The following is a 20,418-nucleotide window of genomic DNA, read 5'->3' as shown; positions in this document are numbered from 1 at the left end:
GAATGTTTTTTTAGTCCAATCAAATAATTTACGCTTTGCACCTAAAGAGGTAGCGATAGTGTCAATTTTTGGTAAGATTACTACCAGTTGGCTTCAATCACCCCGGTAAAGGAAGCTGCGCCCTCAGTTTCTACGCCAAACAAAGGAACATCGTTCCACCTATATCGATACCTTCCAAAATACGGCAAGAAAGTCCACCACCACCTACAGCCACAACAATAGCGGCTGGCTTTTTTATTTGGGTAACCACTTCATCTATCAACGTGGAGTGACCGGCCCAAATTTCTGAATGATCAAAAGGAGGGACAAATCCGCCATCGATCTTTCGTACAAATCTTTCGTACAAATCTTTCGTACAAATCTTTCGTACAAATGGTTGAACAATCTCATTGGTTTCATCCCACACATCATCTTCAATTTTTAATAGGGCATTTTCCGCTTCCATATGTTTAATAAACAAAGGATGGGTGGTAGTAAGGAACAAATACGGTTACTGGAACTTGAAGCTTACGACCCACATAGGCGAACGGCTAGTCCTGCCCCCAGAAGAGGCCACTAAATGTTTTTTCCAGCCAATACACACACTTCTGACAAAGCTGCCCAATACCACAGATTTTAAAAGACCCTATCGGTTGATAACATTCCATTTTTAAAAAACTCACTCCCGAAAAATTTTTTGAATGGGTCGAGATTTAATGACCGGGGTTTTTACATAAAGCTTTTCCATGCTTTACTTAATTTAATTTACTTGAAATATTCGCGAACGCGTTGAAGATCCTCTTCCGTATCAACGCCAGGCAAGCATTTTTTTTTTGTAACTACCATGTGAATACGACCGCCGTGCCATAAGATACGCAGTTGTTCTAAAGCTTCGAGCTTTTCAGCAGAGCAGCTATCCCAAGAAAGGTATTCTTCTAAAAATCCTACCCGATAAGCATAAATACCTACATGGCGGAAATAATAGCCATTTAATTTAATACTTTCTTTATTATTAAAAGTAGAGCGATCCCACGGGATAGGAGCATGACTAAAATAAAGAGCATAATTTCGACGATTCAAAACCACTTTGGTGGTATTAGGATTAAACAATTCGTCAATATCCGTAATCGGTGTACAGAGAGAAGCTGCTTTTACATTATCATGTTCCTCCAGATCCTCTGCTAGTTTTCGAATAGCCTCCGGGGTAATCAAGGGTTCATCACCTTGCAAACAGATTACAATTTCATCGTCCTCCAAACCCAAAGCAACAACAGCTTCTGCGATGCGTTCCGTTCCCGACTGATGATCAGAAGAAGTCATACAAACCATTGCCCCAAAATCTTCTGCTACTTTACTTATTTGTTTATCATCGGTCGCGATCACAACATCTTCCGCACCACTTTTCACGGCACATTCGTAGACGTGTTGAATCATCGGCTTACCGGCGATATCTGCCAAGGCTTTACCGGGTAGGCGGCTAGAATCATAACGAACTGGTATGATGACTCGGAATTCCATCCTACCTCTCTTCTATTAATGAACGGGCTTTGTCAGCCAACATAACTGGGATTCCCCCTTGAATAGGGTAGGCTAGCTTGTCAAAGCGACAAAGAAGCTCTTCCGCATCTTGCTTATATACCAATTTCCCTTTACAAAGCGGACAAGCTAGTATTTCTAATAGTCTTTTATCCATCAATTACCTCTAAAAAGCTTTGAGAAACAATTTATCATTTTTGAAGTAAGAATCAAGAGGTTCAAAACAGAAGTCCTTTTTCAATTAACGATAAGAGAAAGGTATTTCCTTGTTGTGTCAAACACATTAAATTTGTTCACTATAATAAAAATATGACAAAAGAAAACAAACAAAGATGGTCACAAAAGTTACCGAAAGCAGAAATGCGCTTGACCTTGACGTAGGGGTTTTTAGTTGGAAAAGATCCCAAAAGAATTTCAAAATCCTTAAAAAAATCGGCTGTAGCCAGCAAGCATCAAAAAGGAACTCCTTATCAATCTGCCATGTCGATGCTTAATTTCTATATCAATCAAGCAGGAAAGAAATTGACTGACCAACAGAAAAAGATTTAAACACAAGCGAAAGAAGAACTACGGTCATTGTTCAAAAATGATTAATTATTCTCTTACTTAATCGTAAACTCAAAGGGCGCATTGCCCAGGCTCTCACTTTCAAACCGATCTTCAGAAGTCTGTGAGGCACTATTTCCTTCGGTTGGTCTGAAAAAGCAATTAAGCGATTCGAACTTCCTCCTAGTTCTTCCAATCTTGTATTCAACAACGTAATGATGCATCTCTTAAACCAGTAACGGTAGATGGCATCTTATTATCACCAAAAGAAAAACAACAGTATTATCTTTCATGTCGTCCCGCTCCAGGCTTATTTAAACGATTAGCTTATGAATTTGGTTTATTTAAGATACAATCTCCTACTCTGCCAGATCAAGATGAATATTCGAACGATTCACAGGCATTAATCAATTTTAAAACCCTCTAAATTGATAATTGCCTATTTAAATTTTAACTGACTTATGCTAAATTAGTTAAGTAAAATCTCTTTAGAGTCCATTTAACCATGCAAGAAAACACCCAAAATCGATTGAAAAGTACTTCGATTTATCTTGTCATGATCAATTAGAGCGAATTAAATCAGGCAAGTATTGAGGGACTATGAAATCAATTCTTTTTTTATTCTTTATTCCACCTTTAAATTTCAGCAACGTACAACTCTCATAGGCAGGAATCTCCCATGGCTACATTATCTCTATAATTCTTGCAATCATTATAAGAAAAATTTTGAGAACACTTTTCATTTTAATGCTGACTCTTCTATTATTTCGTTGGATTTCTTCTTAAGAAATGAAAATCCCGACGAAACTTAGAAAATGAGAGAATATGGGATTCGTAGCAGCATTTATTTATCTTATTTCTTTTGCACTAAAAATTTTTCTGAAGTATTTTATTTTCTTTCGATAAAAGAAGCTCATATTGCCAAAAAAGTTGTTTGACATTTCTGAGAAATCAATTGAATTTACTTACTATTTTAAAAAAATAAGAAAAAGCTATAACTCAAAAAGCTCAACTAAGTGATGACAATATTAAATTAACTTCTAATATAACAAACTCTTATAATTTTTCTTTTCCATCTAGCGAATTTAAAACCAACCGATATTATTTAGATTATCTTTATAACAAAGTTTTCTTAACAAAAAATTTTATCTAAAGGAATTATTTGCTTGGAAAGACCCATAAAGAAATAGTTCAAGAATGCAATATCTCGCGCCACACTGTTGAAAAACATTTAGAATTAATTAAACATAAATTCGTCTTTAAAAGTAGTCTGAAATAACAAAAATCATTTTATCTTCCAGACTAAGCTCTCTACTTTTTTCTCTCATTAAATTCAATATTTGAAATTGTTATTTAATTTTTAATTAAATCATTCTAATAACCTAAAAAAATTTGGTGGGCAATTTTTTATAAGGTAGCTCTATTGACTTCTTTTTTATCGAAACATTTCCAAATGTTTTTGCATTATAGCAGGATTTTTGATAACGATCTAAGAATCAAATGGAACACTATCATAATCACCTCGAATCCCGACATATTCATCACCCATCATATCGATTGCATGAAGAATATGTTGAACAAAATCTTATAAAATAGGGTTTTGTTCACTGACATAAGGACTATAAAAAACAAAGCCCTAGCACCCCTCTACGTTTTTCTAGGACCTTCATCATATCGTCAGTGAGATTTCAACTGTGCCCACAAAATTTTGCCTAATTTCTGTGGGTAACACAAACTTTTACAGAAATTTCCTCGATTGTCTTCTAAAATGAAACGTCATTAGAATGAGAAAGATCACACACAATATTTAATTTTTCCATTATTTTTAAAGCTTCTCTATTAAATTTCGATAAACCTTTTTCACGTTTATATAACGTAGTCCTATTTGAAGGAGATAAATATTTTTTCGATACTAGTCCTAATTTACAAATAATGTTTCTGAATCTCCTTCATCTTTTCTTTAAAAAAGAGTTTTGCATTTTCTGGAAAGACTTCAATGCCTTAACCATCCATAAAATTAACGACCCTAATTCCCAAACGATGCCAATTTTTTAAAAGATCCACTTGTCCCTCAAAAATGCAAGGCCCTTTGACAGAAAAAATGAACGTTAACTTTCCTTTCTCCGCAGCTTTAATTATCTCAGCAAAATTCGTACAAATAGCAACTTCTTCAAAATATTGAACTCTCAAATCATATAAAGCATCAACCATATCTAAACTTTTTAATAAATCGTAATCCCCTACATTTAAAAACAGGGCTTTAACATTTCCCTTTTGAAGGCAATCATAATTGACATGGTAAGTATGGATACTATTGGGATTCACGCTAAAACCAAATGTTAATGTAGAATATAGATATATGCTTTTTCCAAATCAAGTTCGTTTTATAAAAACTGCCGTATCCAGATTCTATCGTAATGAGCATCTAACAACCATAACAAACTTTCTTATATTTATAAATCTCCCTTCTTTTTTATTCCTTTAATTAAAGAGAAATTAAGAGAACATTTTTATTCAAAGATCAATTTTATTATAATCTTTAAAAATGAAGTCTGCACGCTTTAATTTGAACTTATCGTGTTAGGTAGTAACACCAATCATTATAAAGGCCTCTATCAAAATTGATTTATCAATCTTAATTTACTCATTCTACAGATCATTCTAATTGCTTTATCGAAATGCCAGAAAATTCTTTTTAAACTGTGACTATATTTCATAAGCTATGTGTAAATTTTCTCCAGAAATTTTTTCAGCGAGATTAGTTCTGTTTTTTTTGCTAAAGTATTCCTTAAGCTCAGAACTGTAGTTGAAGGTTTGATCAAATATTAAAAATCTAATGATCTCGCCATTTTCTAAGTGTATATTCCATGCTTGAGTAGCGCCAATTCTCAAATTAATCTTGGCTCAAATTTTCCTTCAATAATTGTAACGTAATAGCGACCTGCAACACTCGATTCTATATTTTTAAAAGGGGAAGGACAAAGATAAAGACCCAATAAGAGAGATCATTCCAAGAATTAATAACCAAGTCTATATTGCTTTCGTATAAATCTTCAGAATCCCATTTCCAAAAACCAAAATCGATAATTTCATGAACTGTTTTTTTTCATGCTCCTCATTTAGCTTTTCTTTACTTTTAATTCGGCGAGTATCCAAAATAGGAAATTGACAACCTCGTCAATGAATATGTGGCCTATTTCTAATGATAAGTAGGGGATCAGCTCCTTAATCAACCAAAAAGTGAGAAGCTCTAGATTCAGGTGATAAATTTAGTTTATTTTTCTTTCGTTCAGATAATGCTTATCTTCTTTAGAGAATATCACCTTTAGAATTTGGGAAGCAAAACGACAACAGTTTACTGCTTCTAATAACTCTTCTAATAACTTAATCTGCATTTTATTTTTAATTGTAATTTCTAAAAAATCTTCATGACGATCTATCTTAAAATAATATTCTTTATGCTTTTCTATTTTCGAAAAAATAGTATTGGTTACGTTTTGAGTTTGGAAAAAGAGTTTGTTTTCACTAAAACCCAGTTTTCCGTAGCGAATTAAATATCTCTGGGAAATCAAATTAAGAATTTTTTCATCGATATTAGGGTAATTCTTTACATATTTTTTTATTGGTCTAGAATTAAAAATATGAGCGCTATTAGAAAAAATCTAAATAAAGCTTGCACTGTCTTTTTAACAAGCTCATTGTTTCCCTTTATTTTAAGAACTGGTTACACTCCCTTTATTCATGACCTCAATTATCTTTTTCAAGATCATATTCCTCTACTTCCTGCTATGTTATATTTAGATACCGCACTCTCCATTACTGCTTTTCCTATGTTAGTGAGAATTCTTTATGAAATCGACATAGCCCGAACAAAATTGGGAACATTAACTATTACTTCTGGAGCAGAAATTGATGCAATCACTTGGTGTTTGCTCGCCGTTATTATGGCTATTGTTAGAAACAATGATCAAATCGTGATTATAGCTATTATCCCTATTATTGGCGCAATTATTTATGTCATTTTTATGATTTCTATTGGCAAAATATTATTATCAAAATTAGTTTGTCTCATAGAGCAAGAAAAAGATTTGACTATTTCTATTTTAGCTATTGTTCTAAGCATTGTGATGTTAAGCTCTTGGTTACAGATTATATTAAAATATATGCTATTTTTTGAGAATTTATCGTTGGATCCGCTTTTCCTCGTGGAGAATTTTCTTATCAGATAGGCGTGAAAATTGAATATCTCACTACTGCCTTTTTATTTCGTATCTTTTTTCTAGTCTTAATACTCAAATAGATCCATTAAATTCTTTAGAAATCGGATTGGTCACTCTTATTATCATCTTCTTAGCAATTTTAGAAAAAGGAGCAAGATGCACTCTAGCTGAAAAAATACACAGTAAAAGTTGGTAAAATGTATTTACCACTGATGCTTTAATGAATTTAAGAAGCCTCATGGAATTAACTCTTTTGAATATAGGAATGGAACACCATATATTAATTACTGCTACTTTTTCACTATATTAGTACTAATTGCAATTGCTACCACAGTTATAACATCAACTATTTATTACTTCCTAAACCAAAAATCCAGAAATTTTTTAAAAAAATTCTATGCATTGACTAATCCGTTTTAATTTTAAAAAATTAACTAATACTTTAAAAATTTCATCGATTTCTGCCATGGAAAGGTATAATTCTTCCGTCGATTTTATAACGCTGTGGGAAGACAAACAATGAATATTTTAATTATCTTATATTCGGATATCTAATTTTTGAGTGACTAAACTAATGAACTTCCTAATTTTAGGCCGAACAAATCGATATTTTTGAGAGTAAATGCAAATAGGAATTTCGAATTTAAGATAATTTTTTATTATTTCCATGGATATTTCTTTGATAATTCTTACTCAACCATATAATCATTCAATTGGACGATTACGAATCTGTCGACGGCACATTTCATGAGGTGTGCATTATTTAATTTTAATTGTATCGTCAAATTGAGTGATACTTTATTTTTTAAACCGGCAATGATATTTTCAGGTTCTTTTCCGTGCTTCGTTATGGAGACTATTCTTGTAACCGGGGAAACCCTTGATTCGTTATGTCATTGATGATGCTGTTTCAATTAATGTTATCCCGAACTATTTAGGGGCGTGGTGCCGATGATTGGTTCTGTTATGCACATAATATTCAAGTTCATCCTATGACGTTTTGACATGTCTTGGGACAGGATCCTAATATTATTGAATATCAAGTTGAGCAAACTCAAAATGGCGCTATTATTCGTGTAGTTGCCACTAAAAATATTAATAGGGAGAATTTGCAAAAATCGTTAGTTTCCAGCTTATTCGAACCAAGCTGACGTCAAAAATCCTGACATATACATTAAATTTTTGGATATAATACCGCACTATCCAGAAACCGGAAAGTTAAAACAATTTATCCCCTCCAATAAATAGCGTTCGCTTCGCAAAAATAGAATTCAAGGCTGGTATAATGACTCAGAAGTTCGGATACCCCCCTCTCCCGTTCCATCAGTCGTTATGGCATTTTAAGTATTACCCTTATTCTGTCTATTTTTTAATCAAAATGATAGAATACTCGTTCCCACTCCGTTTTTCTGCTATGGAATTCAAGTCTAGGTAATATAAGGAGGCAAGGAAATGATTCGATTAACTATTTTCTTGATATTGCTAGTTCCAGTATTGGGTTTAGGAAATCCATTACAAAAACTAGTAGTCGCTGTGGAGAATAACACTGATAAAACAATATGTTACCGGGATATCTATGCCCCTAACGAACCACCAGGCACTATCCAGAAAGTGATAGTCAATCCTAGTCACTTACCTCCCTATCAAAAAACAAAGATTACTATCTTATTCAGTGGGCAGTCCAGGCTTAACCGCTTCTGCTAATTTCACCAACGACAATGGAGATCTACTAACGTTTGGGTTCAACGATCCTTGGCAATATTATTCTGGCGGGGGAACTTATTTTGAAACCACAAACCCCAAATTATTTGCACGTTCGACCCCTACCCTCAATCCCAAAATTCCAGAAAAAGCGTTATTATGGACAAAAGGTGAATTATCAATTGAAAGATAATTAAAAAAAACTCAGCGACATAATGACAGAAGTGGACAAAAGTAAAAAAATTGTCTTAAAGAGTGCTTTAACTCAAAAAGTAACGGCCGAATAGATAAAATTTTTAGGGCAAGGTAAGTTATATTAATTCAGTTGCCGCCGGGAAAATCACTAAAAGTAATATAAAGAGAGATAAAATGCACTTCAGTTCAGTCACTTTCCAAGATCGAAATAAACAATATAAACTTACCAATACAAGGATTATGAAAACAATTATGATAGAGAAGTATACATCGCTCATCCTTACTGTAAAACTCTGACCGCTAATTTAAATTCTCCGAAAGACGGCAATATTATTATCTTTGACAACCATTATTAGAAAATCGAAGAGGAAAGATGCTGGTAAAATCGAGATCGTTTTTCTTTCCTTCAACAACGAAAACTTTAATACTTGTACCAACCCGCCCATCAATGTCGTAGACAAAGCTATAATGACTAATTATCTTTTTCCTATTTTCGTTTACTAGTAAAAGCGTGCTAGAATGCTTTCCGATAATTTTAAAGACAATTAATTAATAAACAAAAAAGAGAGGATTAATAATAAAAACTGATGACTAAATAGGTTTAAATATTTTGAAAAATATAAATTTCTTTACCCCCCCTTAGAAAAGCGCTACGGCCAAATTTATTAAAAGCAAATCCTATCACAAATTTATACCTGCATGCGAAGAAGAATCCCAAAAACTAGCAAATACAAGCCGCCTTACCGAGGCAACTAAAGAAGGACATGAAATATACAGCAAGTTATATTGTGAAAAAATCAAACAGTTATTTCTTTCTCTGGACAGCTTCTGTTATGTCCATCTCTGAAATACAAAATCCTGAAAGACGGCCATTAAAGTTGAAGTAGCAATAAGTTCGATGCCTTTATCTGGAAGCAGCCAATCAACACTCTGCTTATTTACAATTTCCGGTGAATACTTCAACAAAATAAATAATTAGCAACAAAATTTTTGAAAAATATATAGCTGTTAATTTTAGTTGAATAAAGTTGTGTTATTTCTGTCATTAATCGCTTCGATAGTTGGATAACCCTAGAAAGGGTTATCCAAGATAGATTTCCTTTATAGATGCCGTTAGCGTTAAAACAACCGTTGGTCCTGCTAGAACTTACAGACGAACCCTTGAGTCCCCATTGGCTTGGTACTTTAAATAATCGTCAGTGCCACCACTATTGGTGACCACACATTCACCCGCTGGGTTAGTTAAATCACCCAGCGTTAAGGTACTCGTTCCGTAACCCTCCCCATACACATAGGTTGTTTGCTTACCTGCTACATTACCCGAATAACTAAACGGACCATGAAAATTAGCCGCAAACGAAACTTTTGCCGAAGTTCCATTATAAACCATAATAGTCATAGGTTACTTTTGGAGGCGGTGGTGGTATTGCAACCGCGCTTTCTAAAACACCGAGCAACGTTAAGGATAGTCCTACTTTTTTTAAAGTTTTCATAAAATACCTCATTAACCCTATTTATGTTAAAAATTAAATGACTTCGCCAATCGAATTATTCGAAAAGCGCTTATTCACCTTACATAAAATTTACCTGCCTAGCTGCCTAGGGCTGTAAACAATTCAGTGGCACACCCTATGACAGGCTGCTAATGAGAATAATTTGAATGGAAGAATGGGAAAGGTAATGCAAATAGAAAAACACAGCCCTACTTGGTTAAACAAGGCAATTTAAACTGGAGTTTGCGACTGTGTGTTGCATTTGATCGATTTAACATAGGCCTGAAGCCCTATCAATATCTTAACTACATTGTGGAAACATGAAAGGAAGGCTTTGTGAAACGATTACCAAGCCTATGCGGGAGCAGGAACTAGATAATACCTTGCTGTTCCAAATAAGGAAATGAAATTTTAGTCGTAGACATTTTTGTATTATTTATACTTATAAGGGAATAATATGCGCATGTATAATTTTTTTTTACTCTATTGATAGCATTCCCTCTTTTTTTTAATATCATCTTTTGCAAACAAATAATAAAAGGAACATCTAGAACAGTCGAAATTTGAAGATTTGCTCCGCACCTACCGAATGTCCAGTGATCAAAATTTCACAGCTGATAATAGCGAAGTTTTTATTCCATCACCCCATCAGAATATACCGACTAAAAAAATTTTTAATTTAGGCAACTTAGATACTTTTGATAAAAAATATTCCTTACATATAGGAATAATTATATACAAACAAGTACATCATCATTAATGCTTCAATTCGTTTTTGATTTTTTTAAAAAAAAATTTTAAAAAAATCAAAACCCGTGCCCAATGGTTGGGTGTTGGATTTTTTTTCGTTTGTAATCACCACGCTGGCCTAGCGCTAATCGATGGACCCGATTGTTAATTTGAACCAATGCCATGATATCTCTTGCCTTATCGATTTTTTTCTAAATAAAATCTAAATAAAATATTAAAAAACTTATTTTACATAAACTTGTACGATGCTAATATGGGAATGGCATAAATCCAAGCTTAGCTGCAAGCAAGCGGCACGATCAATCACTCGTTGTTGAGCATTCATGTCTTCTTTTGTCGGGGCACCTTTGGCAGGACAATCCCAGCCCGTTAATTCTTTATAGTGCATCTGTGCAGAGTAGTGGCGAAGACCGTGACGATGGTCAATATCGGCTCTTTTACACATACTTGTTCAAATCGTTTTTCATAGGTTTTGTAGCTGGTATTGTGGGGATTAAATAATGACTTATATACTGAACCAATGCTTGACACAGTACTTTTTTCTTCGTTTAGCTAACGTAAGCATTGGTTATCAGTAAGACCACTGATAACCAATGCTAGCAACTTGTATTTAATTATTTACCTCCAAATCGATCCAAAAAAAGATTTGAGCTTTAACACTGAAATTCCCTGATAGGCCGATACCTACAAAAGATCAGAGTCTCCACTGATAATAACTTTCGCTTCTGCACTCAGCGCACAGACTATAAATTTATCCGTCACCTAAATCACAGCTAATTCCTTCCATAAGCTTTTCTGGTTCAAACAATTTTACTGCAAATAAAAGTTTATTAACAATATGCTCAAATTCGAGATGAGCATATTTTTTAGAAAAAATGTCAGACATTCTCCTTATATCCTCTACAATTTTTGGTGTAGCGACAACAGTGAATTTATCCTCTATCCGGGCGTCAATTATGTTTTGCGGTGCGCTAGCTAGCCCACCCATTCCAGAAATTAATACATTGATATCTACAACCACCTTCACAAAGCTATTCCACGTTTTTAACTTTTTTGGCCTTGGTTCTTTCCGCCTTAATTATTTTTTCTACTTCGCTCTTTGTTCATGTTCAATACCTGATTTTTTTAACTTACTTTCTAACTTTTGATAACAAAGCCTTGAGTTCTTTTTTTGAAGGCGGAGTTATCGTTTTAAGCACGACGGTGTCATTCTCAGCAATAACCACAAATTTTGTTCCTGTTTCAAGACCTAATTGTTCTCGTATTTCTTCTGGGATCACTATTTGCCCTCGAGAAGACATTTTTGTCGTGGCTAGTTGGCGTGACATCATCTTACTCCCATCTTAATCTTATTAATAAGTTATAGCATGAAATCGATGAACCCACGAGTTAATCTTTTTTTCTTTAAGCATTCCGCTACACCGCTTGGCTAACTGCTGGGCAATCAATATGTTATGTTCCACCGCCAGATGAACATACTTTTTTTTGTGGTCTTATAGATCAGAATACCCCCAAACAACTCTATCACCGTATACAAATCAGTACCACTCATCACGTGCTGTGACGCGAAATCGTGTCGTTGATCATACTAGGTAAAACTTTCGATGGCTGCGCTCTTTTTCAAATTATTCTAGAACTTCTTCACATTGGTGATATGCTCGCCTGGATTTTTTCCGGAAAAAACCCATACCCTTCCTTTATGCACAACCTTCGTTTGTTCGTACCATAATCGAATAACTTTTGATGTTTCTACATCCAACGGAACTTTGTACGGCTTGGCCACTTTAACAATATCCGCTGTTAAAGAAATAATGACATTATCCTGTTTGAAATCGATGTGCTTATCCCACTCCAATCGCTTAACGTACTAAAACGGATCCTAGATCTAAGCGGACTCTACCCGAAAAAGGGGCACTTTAATCGAAGTTAGAGTAATTAACACCTTAATGGCGGGAAGAAGTGGTTCATATGTGGCGTTTCACTAAAATAATGGCTATCACTGAAGGCCTTCCATCGCAAAATGAAATTGATTCAGCGGCGCGTTTATGGCTTTCGAAACTTTAAAAATTATCGTTTACGGGTTAGAGTATTATGTTCATGATAAAGTGCCCTACAATTGGGAAAGGTTTGACTTATTTAGAAATCGGGACGGCAGGATTTGAACCTGCGACCCCTTGCACCCCATGCAAGTGCGCTACCAGGCTGCGCTACGCCCCGAATCAAATCTTGTATTATAATTATAAGACCCCACTTATTCAATTTACAATGGCATTATGAGGAACGTTGATGACGGTTATGCTTCTTCTCTTTAGCAACTAGCGAGTTTCCTTGGATAATTAAGTCCTAATTTCTCTGTCGTCGTCTTTCCACATTGCCGAGAACCTAAAATAGCGACTGCCGAGTTTACTTTAAAAGAATCACTGATCTGTTGAATAAACTGAGGACGTTCCATAAATTACCTTGAAAATTTTAATAAAAACACAAATTTCAAACGTAAATCAAGCTTATTGCGTTTCAGGGTATGGCGAGGGACACCGCGATGAAGTGGATTTAGGAGTGATTAGCGCCCTTGGTTAAGCGAAGAGACGCTAATGGATCTACATCTCAAGCCATTTCCAAACCAGCTGCAATCCTTTCCAGTTCTGAAATAGCACGACGGATAGTTTCGTAGGCTTTATATTCTCTTTTATCATGCGAAGTATCTTCAGAAAGCTTCTGTTTAGCTCCTTCAATGGTATAACCTTCTTCATAAAGTAAACGGCGGATTTTTCGCACCAGCAAAACGTCTTTCAATTGATAGTAACGACGGTTACCTCGTCGTTTTAAAGGCGACAGCGGAGAAAATTCTTGCTCCCAATAACGCAAAACGTGAGTACGTAACTCACAGAGTTTGCCAACTTCACCAATTGTAAAATATAACTTTTCGGGAATAGGGGGTAATTCGCTTTCCGGTTTAGGATTCCCTTTCTTCTGATTTGACATTTTTCTCCACCCTGGATTTGAGTTTGTGGCCAGCACGGAATGTCACAACACGCCGCTCCGTAATAGGAATTTCTTCGCTGGTTTTAGGATTGCGTCCGGGACGTTGCTTTTTGTCACGCAGATTAAAATTACCGAATCCCGACAATTTCACCGGTTCTCCCCTTTCTAACGAAAGGCGGATATCCTCAAAAAATAATTCAACTAACTCTTTTGCCTCTCGCTTATTCAAGCCTACCACATTAAATAAATGTTCTGCCAAGTCAGCTTTTGTGAGTGCCATCAGCTATGTCCTCAATTTGACATTGAACTTACGCTCAAGAGCAGCGATTATACGTTCAATGACCTGTTTGATCTCTTCGTCTATTAGAGTGCGTGATGGGTTTTGAAAGGTCAACCCCAAAGCGACACTTTTCCCCCCAAATTCAATATGTTCACCGCCTTCATATATATCAAAAATTTCGCTCATGATCAATAAATGTCCAGCATTTTGAGCAATTTCTTCTTCAATTCGCGAAGCTTCAACGTCTCGATCCACTACAACGGCAAGATCACGACGAACCGTAGGAAATTTAGAGACGGATTGATAGTGAGATAACCTCGTCTTTGTAAGGGCTTCAAGTTCTGACTCAAACAGGTAAGGAATGCTCCCAAAGCCTAACTCTCGGACCAGCACAGGATGCAAGGCGCCCAAATAGCCGATACAAGCTTCTTTAAAGTAGAGAGCGGCGGATCGTCCCGGGTGCAAGGCAGGGTGCTCTGCTCGTATAAAATCGAAATCCTTTTCAGCGTGGGTAAGGGAGAGTAGCGTGCTTAGGTCTCCTTTCATGTCATAAAAATCGACTGGCCGTTTTTTTTCCCCCCATTGCAAGTTACTGGCATTCCCCACAATCAAACCAGCAATTTTAGTTATCTGCTGCCATTTTCTTTTTTGATGGATAAAACATCTGCCAATTTCAAAAAGTCTCATGCGCTCAATTTGACGAGATTGATTGTATTTCGCTGCAGTAACAAGCCCAGGCCATAAACTATTGCGCATGACGTTCATATCGTTCGTAATTGGGTTAGAAAGAGCAAGGGATTCCAAATTGGGATTAAGCTTATTCTGCAATTTATCATCCACAAAACTATAATTCACGGCCTCGTTATACCCACGGTCAACCATTAAACGCCGGATCCGAGCCAAGCTTACTTCTGTCTCCGCCACGGGTGACAAAACCATTTTACGTTTCATAATAGTTTGAGGAATTCGTTCATAGCTGTGCAATCGCGCTACTTCTTCAATTAAATCGACTTCTTGGGTAATATCAAAACGATAACTCGGCACAGTTACGTGCCAGCCATTTATTTCTGGCTGAAGGGTCATCCCCAAAAAACCTAAGATCTGGTGAATCTCTTTATCAGCAATTTCCACTCCCAAGAGGTGCTTAATTCGTTCACGACGTAAACCGACTTTTTTAATGGAGGGAAAAGTTTCTTCAATGCGTTGATCTTCAATAAAACCTGGTTTTCCACCCGTAATGGTCAATAACAATTCCGTTGCACGCTCCATTGCAAGTTTTTGCAGTTGGAAATCCACACCTCGCTCAAATCGATACGAAGAATCTGTATTTAAACCGTAATGTCGTGCCGTTAACGCAATATTACTTGGCGTAAAATAAGCACTTTCCAAAAAGATATTTTTTGTTCTTTCGTTAACGGCCGAATTAGCGCCCCCCATAATACCTGCAATAGCGTGTACTTGGTTTTCATCTGCAATAACCAAAGTGCGATTATTCAAAGTAACTTCGGTTCTATCGATCAAAGTAATTTTTTCATCGGAACTTGCATAGCGCACACGAATCTCGCCAGACAATTGATCGAAATCGAATGCATGCATAGGTTGACCCCATTCCAACATCACATAATTCAGGACATCTACAACAGGATGGATAGAGCGCAATCCACTACGGCGTAATCGTTCTCGCATCCAAAGCGGAGTTTGGGCATCACTATCAATATCACGAATAATCCGACCTACATAATACGGACAAGCTTCTTTGGCTTGTATCCCAATAGGAAAAATAGCATCGATAACGGGTGTTACGCGGGCTACTTTAGGTGCTTTCACAGAAAGCCGATTAATGGCGCCCACTTCATTAGCAATTCCTCGCACGCTAGCACAATCACCTCGATTAGGAGTTAGGCCAATATCAAAAACAGAATCCTTTAATTGCAAACAATCGTGTAAATCTTTACCGACAGCAACATCGGAAGTAAGCTCCATGATGAATCCGTTTTGATCCTCCGACAAGCCCAGCTCACGTTCTGAGCATATCATTCCATAGGAAACCACACCTCGCAATTTAGTTTTTTTAATTTTCAGCTCGCCCACTTGGCCACCAATTAGAGCAACAGGGACCTTCAAGCCAACGCGAACATTTGCTGCTCCACAGACAATTTCTAAGGCCTCGCTTTCCCCCACATTGACTCGGCAAAAGGACAGTCGATCCGCATCGGGATGTTTTTCTACCGATAACACTTCTCCTACCACCACCTTTTCAAAGGAGTGAGCAACAGAATTGACAGAGTCGACCTCTAAGCCAAATAAAGTAAGTTGTTCTGCTAAGTGCTCCGTGTTAACTAAGGGATTTACCCATTCACGAAGCCAAATTTCACTTAATTTCATGAATTAAAACTGCCTCAAAAAGCATAAGTCATTTTCGAAAAAGAGACGCAAATCGGGTACGCTATAAAGCAACATAGCTAATCGATCCAAACCAATACCAAAAGCAAAACCATTATATTCATCAGGGTCAATGTTCACGTTACGTAAGACATTGGGATGAACCATACCGCAACCCAAGACTTCTAACCAGCTGTCGGTAGCCGGTTGATAGATATCAACTTCGGCCGAAGGTTCGGTGAAAGGGAAATAAGAAGGACGAAAACGCAAACGAAATTCGGTTTCAAAAAAACAATTTAAAAATTGCTGTAATAAGCCTTTTAGGTCCGAAAAAGTACATTGTTTATCTACTACAAGGCCCTCTACTTGATGGAACATGGGGGTGTGGGTGGGATCAAAATCGCGTCGATATACTCGCCCTAATGCAATTAGTCGAATTGGTGCACCGTGTTTTTTCATTTCACGTATTTTCACATTGGAAGTATGGGTTCGTAATAACTGATTGTCTGAAAAATAAAAGGTATCTACCATTGTCCGAGCAGGATGACTTGAGGGAATATTTAATGCCTCAAAATTATGATACTCATCTTCAATTTCTGGACCCTCGACAACCTGAAAACCTAACGAAATAAACAATTGAGTTACTCGTTCAGAAACTCGAGCAATGGGGTGGATCGTACCAAGGCTGGTATAACGACCACGGAGAGTAACGTCAATTTTTTCTTGTGTTAATTTTTTATGAAGGGCTTTTTCCCGCAGCTGTGTAGATTTCTCAGTGAGTAAAGTCTGAATTTCATACTTAACTTCATTAATCGACTTTCCGAATTGAGGGCGCTCTTCGGGGGAAAGTTCCGCTAATGATTTGAGCAATTGGGTCAGTTCCCCCTTTTTGCCGAGATAATTAACACGAATTTTCTCCAAGGTCGGCTCATCGGTCGCTTCATCAATGAATTTTTTAGCAGCTTGTAATAAAGATTTTAATTGAGCCTGCATGGTTCGCGCATCATTATTCACTTAATGCATGCTTGGCTTTCTCAGCTAATTTCCCAAAGGCAACTTTATCCTTAACGGCCAAATCCGCTAATATTTTGCGATCCATAAGAATCGCCGCTTTATTTAAGCCATTTATCAGGCGACTATAGGAGAGTCCGTGCTCTCGTGCAGCCGCATTAATACGAACAATCCATAAAGCACGAAATTGACGCTTTCGCTGTTTGCGATCACGATAAGCGTACTGGGCCGCTTTAATTACGGCTTGTTTCGCCACACGATAGATCCGACTGCGCGCACCATAATAGCCTTTTGCTTTACTCAATATTTTTTTATGACGGGCCCTTGCGGTAACGCCTCGTTTTACTCTTGGCATGTTATATCTCCAGTATAAAAATTCTTAAAAGCAACTCAAACTCTCAGCATTTCCTCAATTCCCTTAACGTCGCTTTTAGCGACTTGATGCAACTTGCGCAACCGGCGTTTCCGTTTTTGCGATTTTTTCGTCAAAATATGATTATGATTAGCCGTAGCTCGCTTAATAGCGACTTGACCTGTTGTTTTAAACCGTTTCGTAGCCCCACGATTAGTCTTTAATTTCGGCATCACTCTCACTCTTCGTTTTATTACTCTCACCTTTGCCTTTCATAACCACCATTGTCATTTGGCGACCTTCCAGCTTCGGCTCTTGTTCGATAACAATACTTCTTAAATCGCGCTTGACGCGATTTAGCAGCTCTAATCCTAACTCACGATGTTGCATTTCTCGTCCTCTGAAACGCAAACTTACTTTTACCTTGTCCCCACGTTCTAAAAAATCTGCAATTTTACGCAACTTAACCTGGTAATCCCCCACATCCGTTGTGGGACGGAATTTCACTTCTTTAAGGTGAATTAACCGTTGCTTTTTCTTTTGAGCTGCTTTTCGTTTGCTTTGCTCAAACTGATACTTACCAAAATTCATAATACGGCAAACGGGCGGTTTAGCCGTTGGAGAAACTTCAACTAAATCCAATCCTGCTTCTTCAGCGAGGGTTAAAGCCCAATCAATTTTCACGATCCCCATTTGCTCGCCCTTCTCGTCAATCAATCGCACTTCCGGGAGACGGATTTGCTTATTGACGCGTGTTCGTTTCAATCTGATATATTATCTCCTCAAATAGTTAATTCTACTGGCGACTTTCTGCTATGCTGATAAATTTCTGCCTGCAATTGGCGAACAAACTCTTCCAACGTGAGACCAGTCGGCTTTTCATCACGTTCCACTGCGCGTACTGTGAGGGTTTTATCGGCAACTTCGCGGTCACCAATGATAACCTGATAAGGTAAACGCGCAATAGTGTGTTCGCGGATTTTAAAGCCGATCTTCTCATTTCTCAAGTCCGATGTGGCCCTAATGCCCAAATTTTGAAGATTTTCTACGATTTCCTTGACATAATCGGCTTGCCGATCGGTAATATTCATAACTACCACTTGAACAGGAGCTAACCAGAGGGGCAGTTTGCCGGCATACTCTTCTAATAAAATTCCTAAAAAGCGCTCAAATGAGCCCAATATAGCGCGATGGACCATTACAGGAGTTCTTTTGGAGCCATCTTCGTCAATGTAATATGCTCCCAATCGTTCCGGCATCGAAAAATCGACTTGCACGGTGCCGCATTGCCACACTCGCCCTAAGCAATCTCGCAAAGAAAATTCAACTTTCGGTCCATAAAAAGCCCCTTCCCCTGGCAAGATCTCCCAATTCGCACCCTTTTCGTCCAATGCTTTTGCCAAAGCTTGCTCCGCCTTAGTCCATACTTCATCACTCCCAACTCGCTTTTCGGGCCGGGTAGATAATTTATGAATAACTTCATTAAAGCCGAAATCGGCATAGACTTGGTGCAACTGATCGATAAAAGCCAACACCTCGCCTTGGATCTGTGCCTCCGTACAAAAAATATGCCCATCATCTTGAACAAAACCGCGCAACCGCATTAAAGCATGCAAAGTACCTGACGGCTCATTGCGGTGGCAGACACCAAATTCGGAGTAACGAATGGGTAAATCACGATAGCTTTTGATGCCTTGATTAAATATCTGAACATGGGCCGGACAGCTCATTGGTTTGATAACATACTGCTGGGGTTCCATCGACAAGCTAAAAATATCATCGCCGAATTTCTCTAAGTGACCCGATTTATCCCATAACTTTGCTTCAATGAGCTGCGGCGTATTGACTTCCTGATAACCGTACTTGTGGGTGAGATTGCGAATATATTCGCGCACTTGAAGGATAATGCTCCATCCTTTCGGATGCCAAAATACACTCCCCGGCGATTCCGATTGAAAATGAAATAAATCCATTTTCCTCCCGAGCACCCGATGGTCACGTTTTTCAGCCTCTTCAAGACGATGCAAATAGCTTTTTAAGGCTTTAGTATCAGCCCATGCCGTTCCATAAATTCGCTGCAACATTTCGTTTTTACTATCGCCTCGCCAGTATGCCCCTGCTAATTTTGTTAATTTAAAAGCTTTCAATTTCAATAAACCCGTACGTGGTATATGAGGGCCGCGACAAAGATCAATAAAATTACCTTGCTGATAGGCCGTTACTGTTTCCTCCGCAGGAATGTCACGGATAATCTCAACCTTATATTTCTCATTCATCCCTTCAAAAAGAGCTAAAGCTTCTTCACGAGTTAATACTCTTCGTTCCACTCTTAAATTAGCCTCTGCAATCTCATGCATTTTTTTCTCAATTTTTTCCAGATCCTCAGGGGTAAAAGAACGTTCAAAAGCAAAGTCGTAATAAAACCCATCTTCAATTACCGGGCCAATAGTGACTTGGGCCGTCGGAAATAATTCTTTAACGGCATGAGCTAAAAGATGCGCCGTAGAATGGCGGATAATTTCCAGCCCTTCGGGATCTTTGTCAGTAATAATTTTAAGAGAGGCATCTTCCTGAAGGAGATAAGATGTATCCACCCAGCAATCATCGACTTTTGCTGCTAATGCCGCCTTAGCAAGCCCAGCACCAATAGACTCGGCGACTTCTTGAACAGTCACAAGTTCAGAAAATCCTTTTATGCTTCCATCCGGAAGTTTGATCACTGGCATAATGGAACCCTTATGGGAAAGTACGCAAGATGGTAGCATCCTGCTATTTTTTTGACAATTTAAGACCTCGTAAAGCGTTAACCCTTCTTAAGGAATATTTTTCTTTTTCTTAATTTTTCTTGGTTTTTTCTCATTTTGGAGGTTCCTCATTGAAGAAGTCCATTTTTTAGCTAATTTTTATCTAATTTAAAAAAATAAAGTTCTCCTCACATTCATCATTGAAATTGAATCCGAAAATAAGTCAAATTTCACTGATTTCAAGTTT

At 37.3% G+C, this 20,418-nt stretch carries 22 protein-coding genes, 1 tRNA gene and 1 pseudogene; 5 read left to right on the top strand and 19 right to left on the bottom strand.

Going from position 1 to position 20,418, the window contains the following annotated elements; translation table 11 throughout:
• Nucleotides 1-130 precede the first annotated feature (130 nt).
• The 3 genes from CleRt_RS02905 to CleRt_RS08880 form a co-directional block, all read right to left on the bottom strand.
• A complete protein-coding gene (locus CleRt_RS02905) occupies nt 131-484 on the bottom strand; it encodes a PALP domain-containing protein (protein WP_048875133.1) in 354 nt (117 codons plus the stop codon).
• Nucleotides 485-744: 260 nt separating this feature from the next.
• Complete coding sequence (kdsB, locus tag CleRt_RS02900; protein WP_048875132.1) at nt 745-1,497, bottom strand: 3-deoxy-manno-octulosonate cytidylyltransferase; 753 nt, start codon at nt 1,495-1,497, stop codon at nt 745-747.
• Nucleotide 1,498: 1 nt separating this feature from the next.
• Nucleotides 1,499-1,672, bottom strand: a complete 174-nt coding sequence (locus tag CleRt_RS08880; protein ID WP_082160423.1) for a Trm112 family protein — start codon at nt 1,670-1,672, stop codon at nt 1,499-1,501.
• A 254-nt stretch (nt 1,673-1,926) separates the two neighbouring features.
• Here CleRt_RS08880 and CleRt_RS11530 point away from each other — a divergent pair, with 254 nt between their 5' ends.
• Entirely contained in the window at nt 1,927-2,064 is a 138-nt protein-coding gene (locus CleRt_RS11530) for a DUF3175 domain-containing protein (protein ID WP_235379203.1), read from the top strand.
• A 1,159-nt stretch (nt 2,065-3,223) separates the two neighbouring features.
• On the top strand, nt 3,224-3,340 hold the full coding sequence (locus CleRt_RS13950; RefSeq protein ID WP_082160422.1) for a helix-turn-helix transcriptional regulator: 117 nt from the start codon (nt 3,224-3,226) through the stop codon (nt 3,338-3,340).
• Nucleotides 3,341-4,062: 722 nt separating this feature from the next.
• On the opposite strand, the gene CleRt_RS13135 is transcribed toward CleRt_RS13950, so the two are convergent.
• Both CleRt_RS13135 and CleRt_RS02885 read right to left on the bottom strand, forming a co-directional pair.
• Nucleotides 4,063-4,386: a membrane dipeptidase gene (locus tag CleRt_RS13135; RefSeq protein WP_048875131.1), complete on the bottom strand. Its 324-nt coding sequence runs from the start codon at nt 4,384-4,386 to the stop codon at nt 4,063-4,065.
• A 944-nt stretch (nt 4,387-5,330) separates the two neighbouring features.
• Nucleotides 5,331-5,633, bottom strand: a complete 303-nt coding sequence (locus CleRt_RS02885; protein ID WP_048875129.1) for a hypothetical protein — start codon at nt 5,631-5,633, stop codon at nt 5,331-5,333.
• Between the two features lie 69 nt (nt 5,634-5,702).
• Between CleRt_RS02885 and CleRt_RS02880 the strand changes: the two genes are divergently transcribed.
• Together CleRt_RS02880 and CleRt_RS02875 are read left to right on the top strand one after the other, a co-directional pair.
• A complete protein-coding gene (locus CleRt_RS02880; RefSeq protein WP_048875128.1) occupies nt 5,703-6,290 on the top strand; it encodes a cation:proton antiporter domain-containing protein in 588 nt (195 codons plus the stop codon).
• Nucleotides 6,291-7,953: 1,663 nt separating this feature from the next.
• Complete coding sequence (locus tag CleRt_RS02875; protein ID WP_048875127.1) at nt 7,954-8,175, top strand: hypothetical protein; 222 nt, start codon at nt 7,954-7,956, stop codon at nt 8,173-8,175.
• A 1,149-nt stretch (nt 8,176-9,324) separates the two neighbouring features.
• Here CleRt_RS02875 and CleRt_RS02870 read toward each other — a convergent pair.
• The 5 genes from CleRt_RS02870 to CleRt_RS02850 all read right to left on the bottom strand — a co-directional run bounded on the left by CleRt_RS02870 (nt 9,325) and on the right by CleRt_RS02850 (nt 12,275).
• Nucleotides 9,325-9,576 (bottom strand): hypothetical protein, encoded by a 252-nt coding sequence (locus CleRt_RS02870; protein WP_048875126.1) that lies wholly within the window; start codon nt 9,574-9,576, stop codon nt 9,325-9,327.
• Nucleotides 9,577-10,643: 1,067 nt separating this feature from the next.
• On the bottom strand, nt 10,644-10,865 hold the full coding sequence (locus tag CleRt_RS02865) for a hypothetical protein (RefSeq protein ID WP_048875125.1): 222 nt from the start codon (nt 10,863-10,865) through the stop codon (nt 10,644-10,646).
• A 306-nt stretch (nt 10,866-11,171) separates the two neighbouring features.
• Nucleotides 11,172-11,447, bottom strand: a complete 276-nt coding sequence (locus tag CleRt_RS02860; protein ID WP_048875124.1) for a PIN domain-containing protein — start codon at nt 11,445-11,447, stop codon at nt 11,172-11,174.
• 103 nt (nt 11,448-11,550) lie between these two features.
• Nucleotides 11,551-11,751 (bottom strand): AbrB/MazE/SpoVT family DNA-binding domain-containing protein, encoded by a 201-nt coding sequence (locus CleRt_RS02855; RefSeq protein WP_082160420.1) that lies wholly within the window; start codon nt 11,749-11,751, stop codon nt 11,551-11,553.
• Between the two features lie 299 nt (nt 11,752-12,050).
• Nucleotides 12,051-12,275: a hypothetical protein gene (locus CleRt_RS02850; RefSeq protein ID WP_048875122.1), complete on the bottom strand. Its 225-nt coding sequence runs from the start codon at nt 12,273-12,275 to the stop codon at nt 12,051-12,053.
• A 92-nt stretch (nt 12,276-12,367) separates the two neighbouring features.
• On the opposite strand from CleRt_RS02850, the pseudogene CleRt_RS09910 reads away from it, so the two are divergent.
• Nucleotides 12,368-12,521: pseudogene (locus CleRt_RS09910) on the top strand (transposase); the annotation flags it as partial.
• Between the two features lie 42 nt (nt 12,522-12,563).
• On the opposite strand, the gene CleRt_RS02845 reads toward CleRt_RS09910, so the two are convergent.
• The 9 genes from CleRt_RS02845 to thrS form a co-directional block, all read right to left on the bottom strand.
• Nucleotides 12,564-12,637, bottom strand: a tRNA-Pro gene (locus CleRt_RS02845).
• Between the two features lie 387 nt (nt 12,638-13,024).
• A complete protein-coding gene (locus CleRt_RS02840; RefSeq protein WP_048875121.1) occupies nt 13,025-13,402 on the bottom strand; it encodes a MerR family transcriptional regulator in 378 nt (125 codons plus the stop codon).
• Entirely contained in the window at nt 13,374-13,682 is a 309-nt protein-coding gene (locus tag CleRt_RS02835; protein ID WP_048875120.1) for an integration host factor subunit alpha, read from the bottom strand. Before CleRt_RS02835 ends, CleRt_RS02840 begins: the two co-directional genes overlap by 29 nt.
• Nucleotides 13,683-13,685: 3 nt before the next feature.
• A complete protein-coding gene (pheT, locus tag CleRt_RS02830; RefSeq protein ID WP_048875119.1) occupies nt 13,686-16,067 on the bottom strand; it encodes a phenylalanine--tRNA ligase subunit beta in 2,382 nt (793 codons plus the stop codon).
• Nucleotides 16,068-16,070: 3 nt separating this feature from the next.
• Nucleotides 16,071-17,057 carry a phenylalanine--tRNA ligase subunit alpha gene (pheS, locus tag CleRt_RS02825; protein ID WP_048875776.1) on the bottom strand — a complete coding sequence of 329 codons (987 nt, stop codon included), beginning with the start codon at nt 17,055-17,057 and terminating at the stop codon, nt 16,071-16,073.
• A gap of 13 nt (nt 17,058-17,070) precedes the next feature.
• Nucleotides 17,071-17,430, bottom strand: coding sequence for a 50S ribosomal protein L20 (rplT, locus tag CleRt_RS02820; protein ID WP_048875118.1), 360 nt, complete (start codon nt 17,428-17,430; stop codon nt 17,071-17,073).
• A 35-nt stretch (nt 17,431-17,465) separates the two neighbouring features.
• Complete coding sequence (gene rpmI / locus CleRt_RS02815) at nt 17,466-17,660, bottom strand: 50S ribosomal protein L35 (RefSeq protein WP_048875117.1); 195 nt, start codon at nt 17,658-17,660, stop codon at nt 17,466-17,468.
• On the bottom strand, nt 17,641-18,192 hold the full coding sequence (gene infC, locus CleRt_RS02810; protein WP_235379176.1) for a translation initiation factor IF-3: 552 nt from the start codon (nt 18,190-18,192) through the stop codon (nt 17,641-17,643). Before infC ends, rpmI begins: the two co-directional genes overlap by 20 nt.
• Before the next feature lie 17 nt (nt 18,193-18,209).
• A complete protein-coding gene (thrS, locus tag CleRt_RS02805) occupies nt 18,210-20,153 on the bottom strand; it encodes a threonine--tRNA ligase (protein ID WP_048875115.1) in 1,944 nt (647 codons plus the stop codon).
• Nucleotides 20,154-20,418: the final 265 nt, after the last annotated feature.

This window comes from Candidatus Coxiella mudrowiae, assembly GCA_001077715.1.
Lineage (GTDB): Bacteria > Pseudomonadota > Gammaproteobacteria > Coxiellales > Coxiellaceae > Coxiella > Coxiella mudrowiae.
Note: the sequence above shows the minus strand (reverse complement) of the source record. Positions and strands in the feature narration are given on the sequence as shown.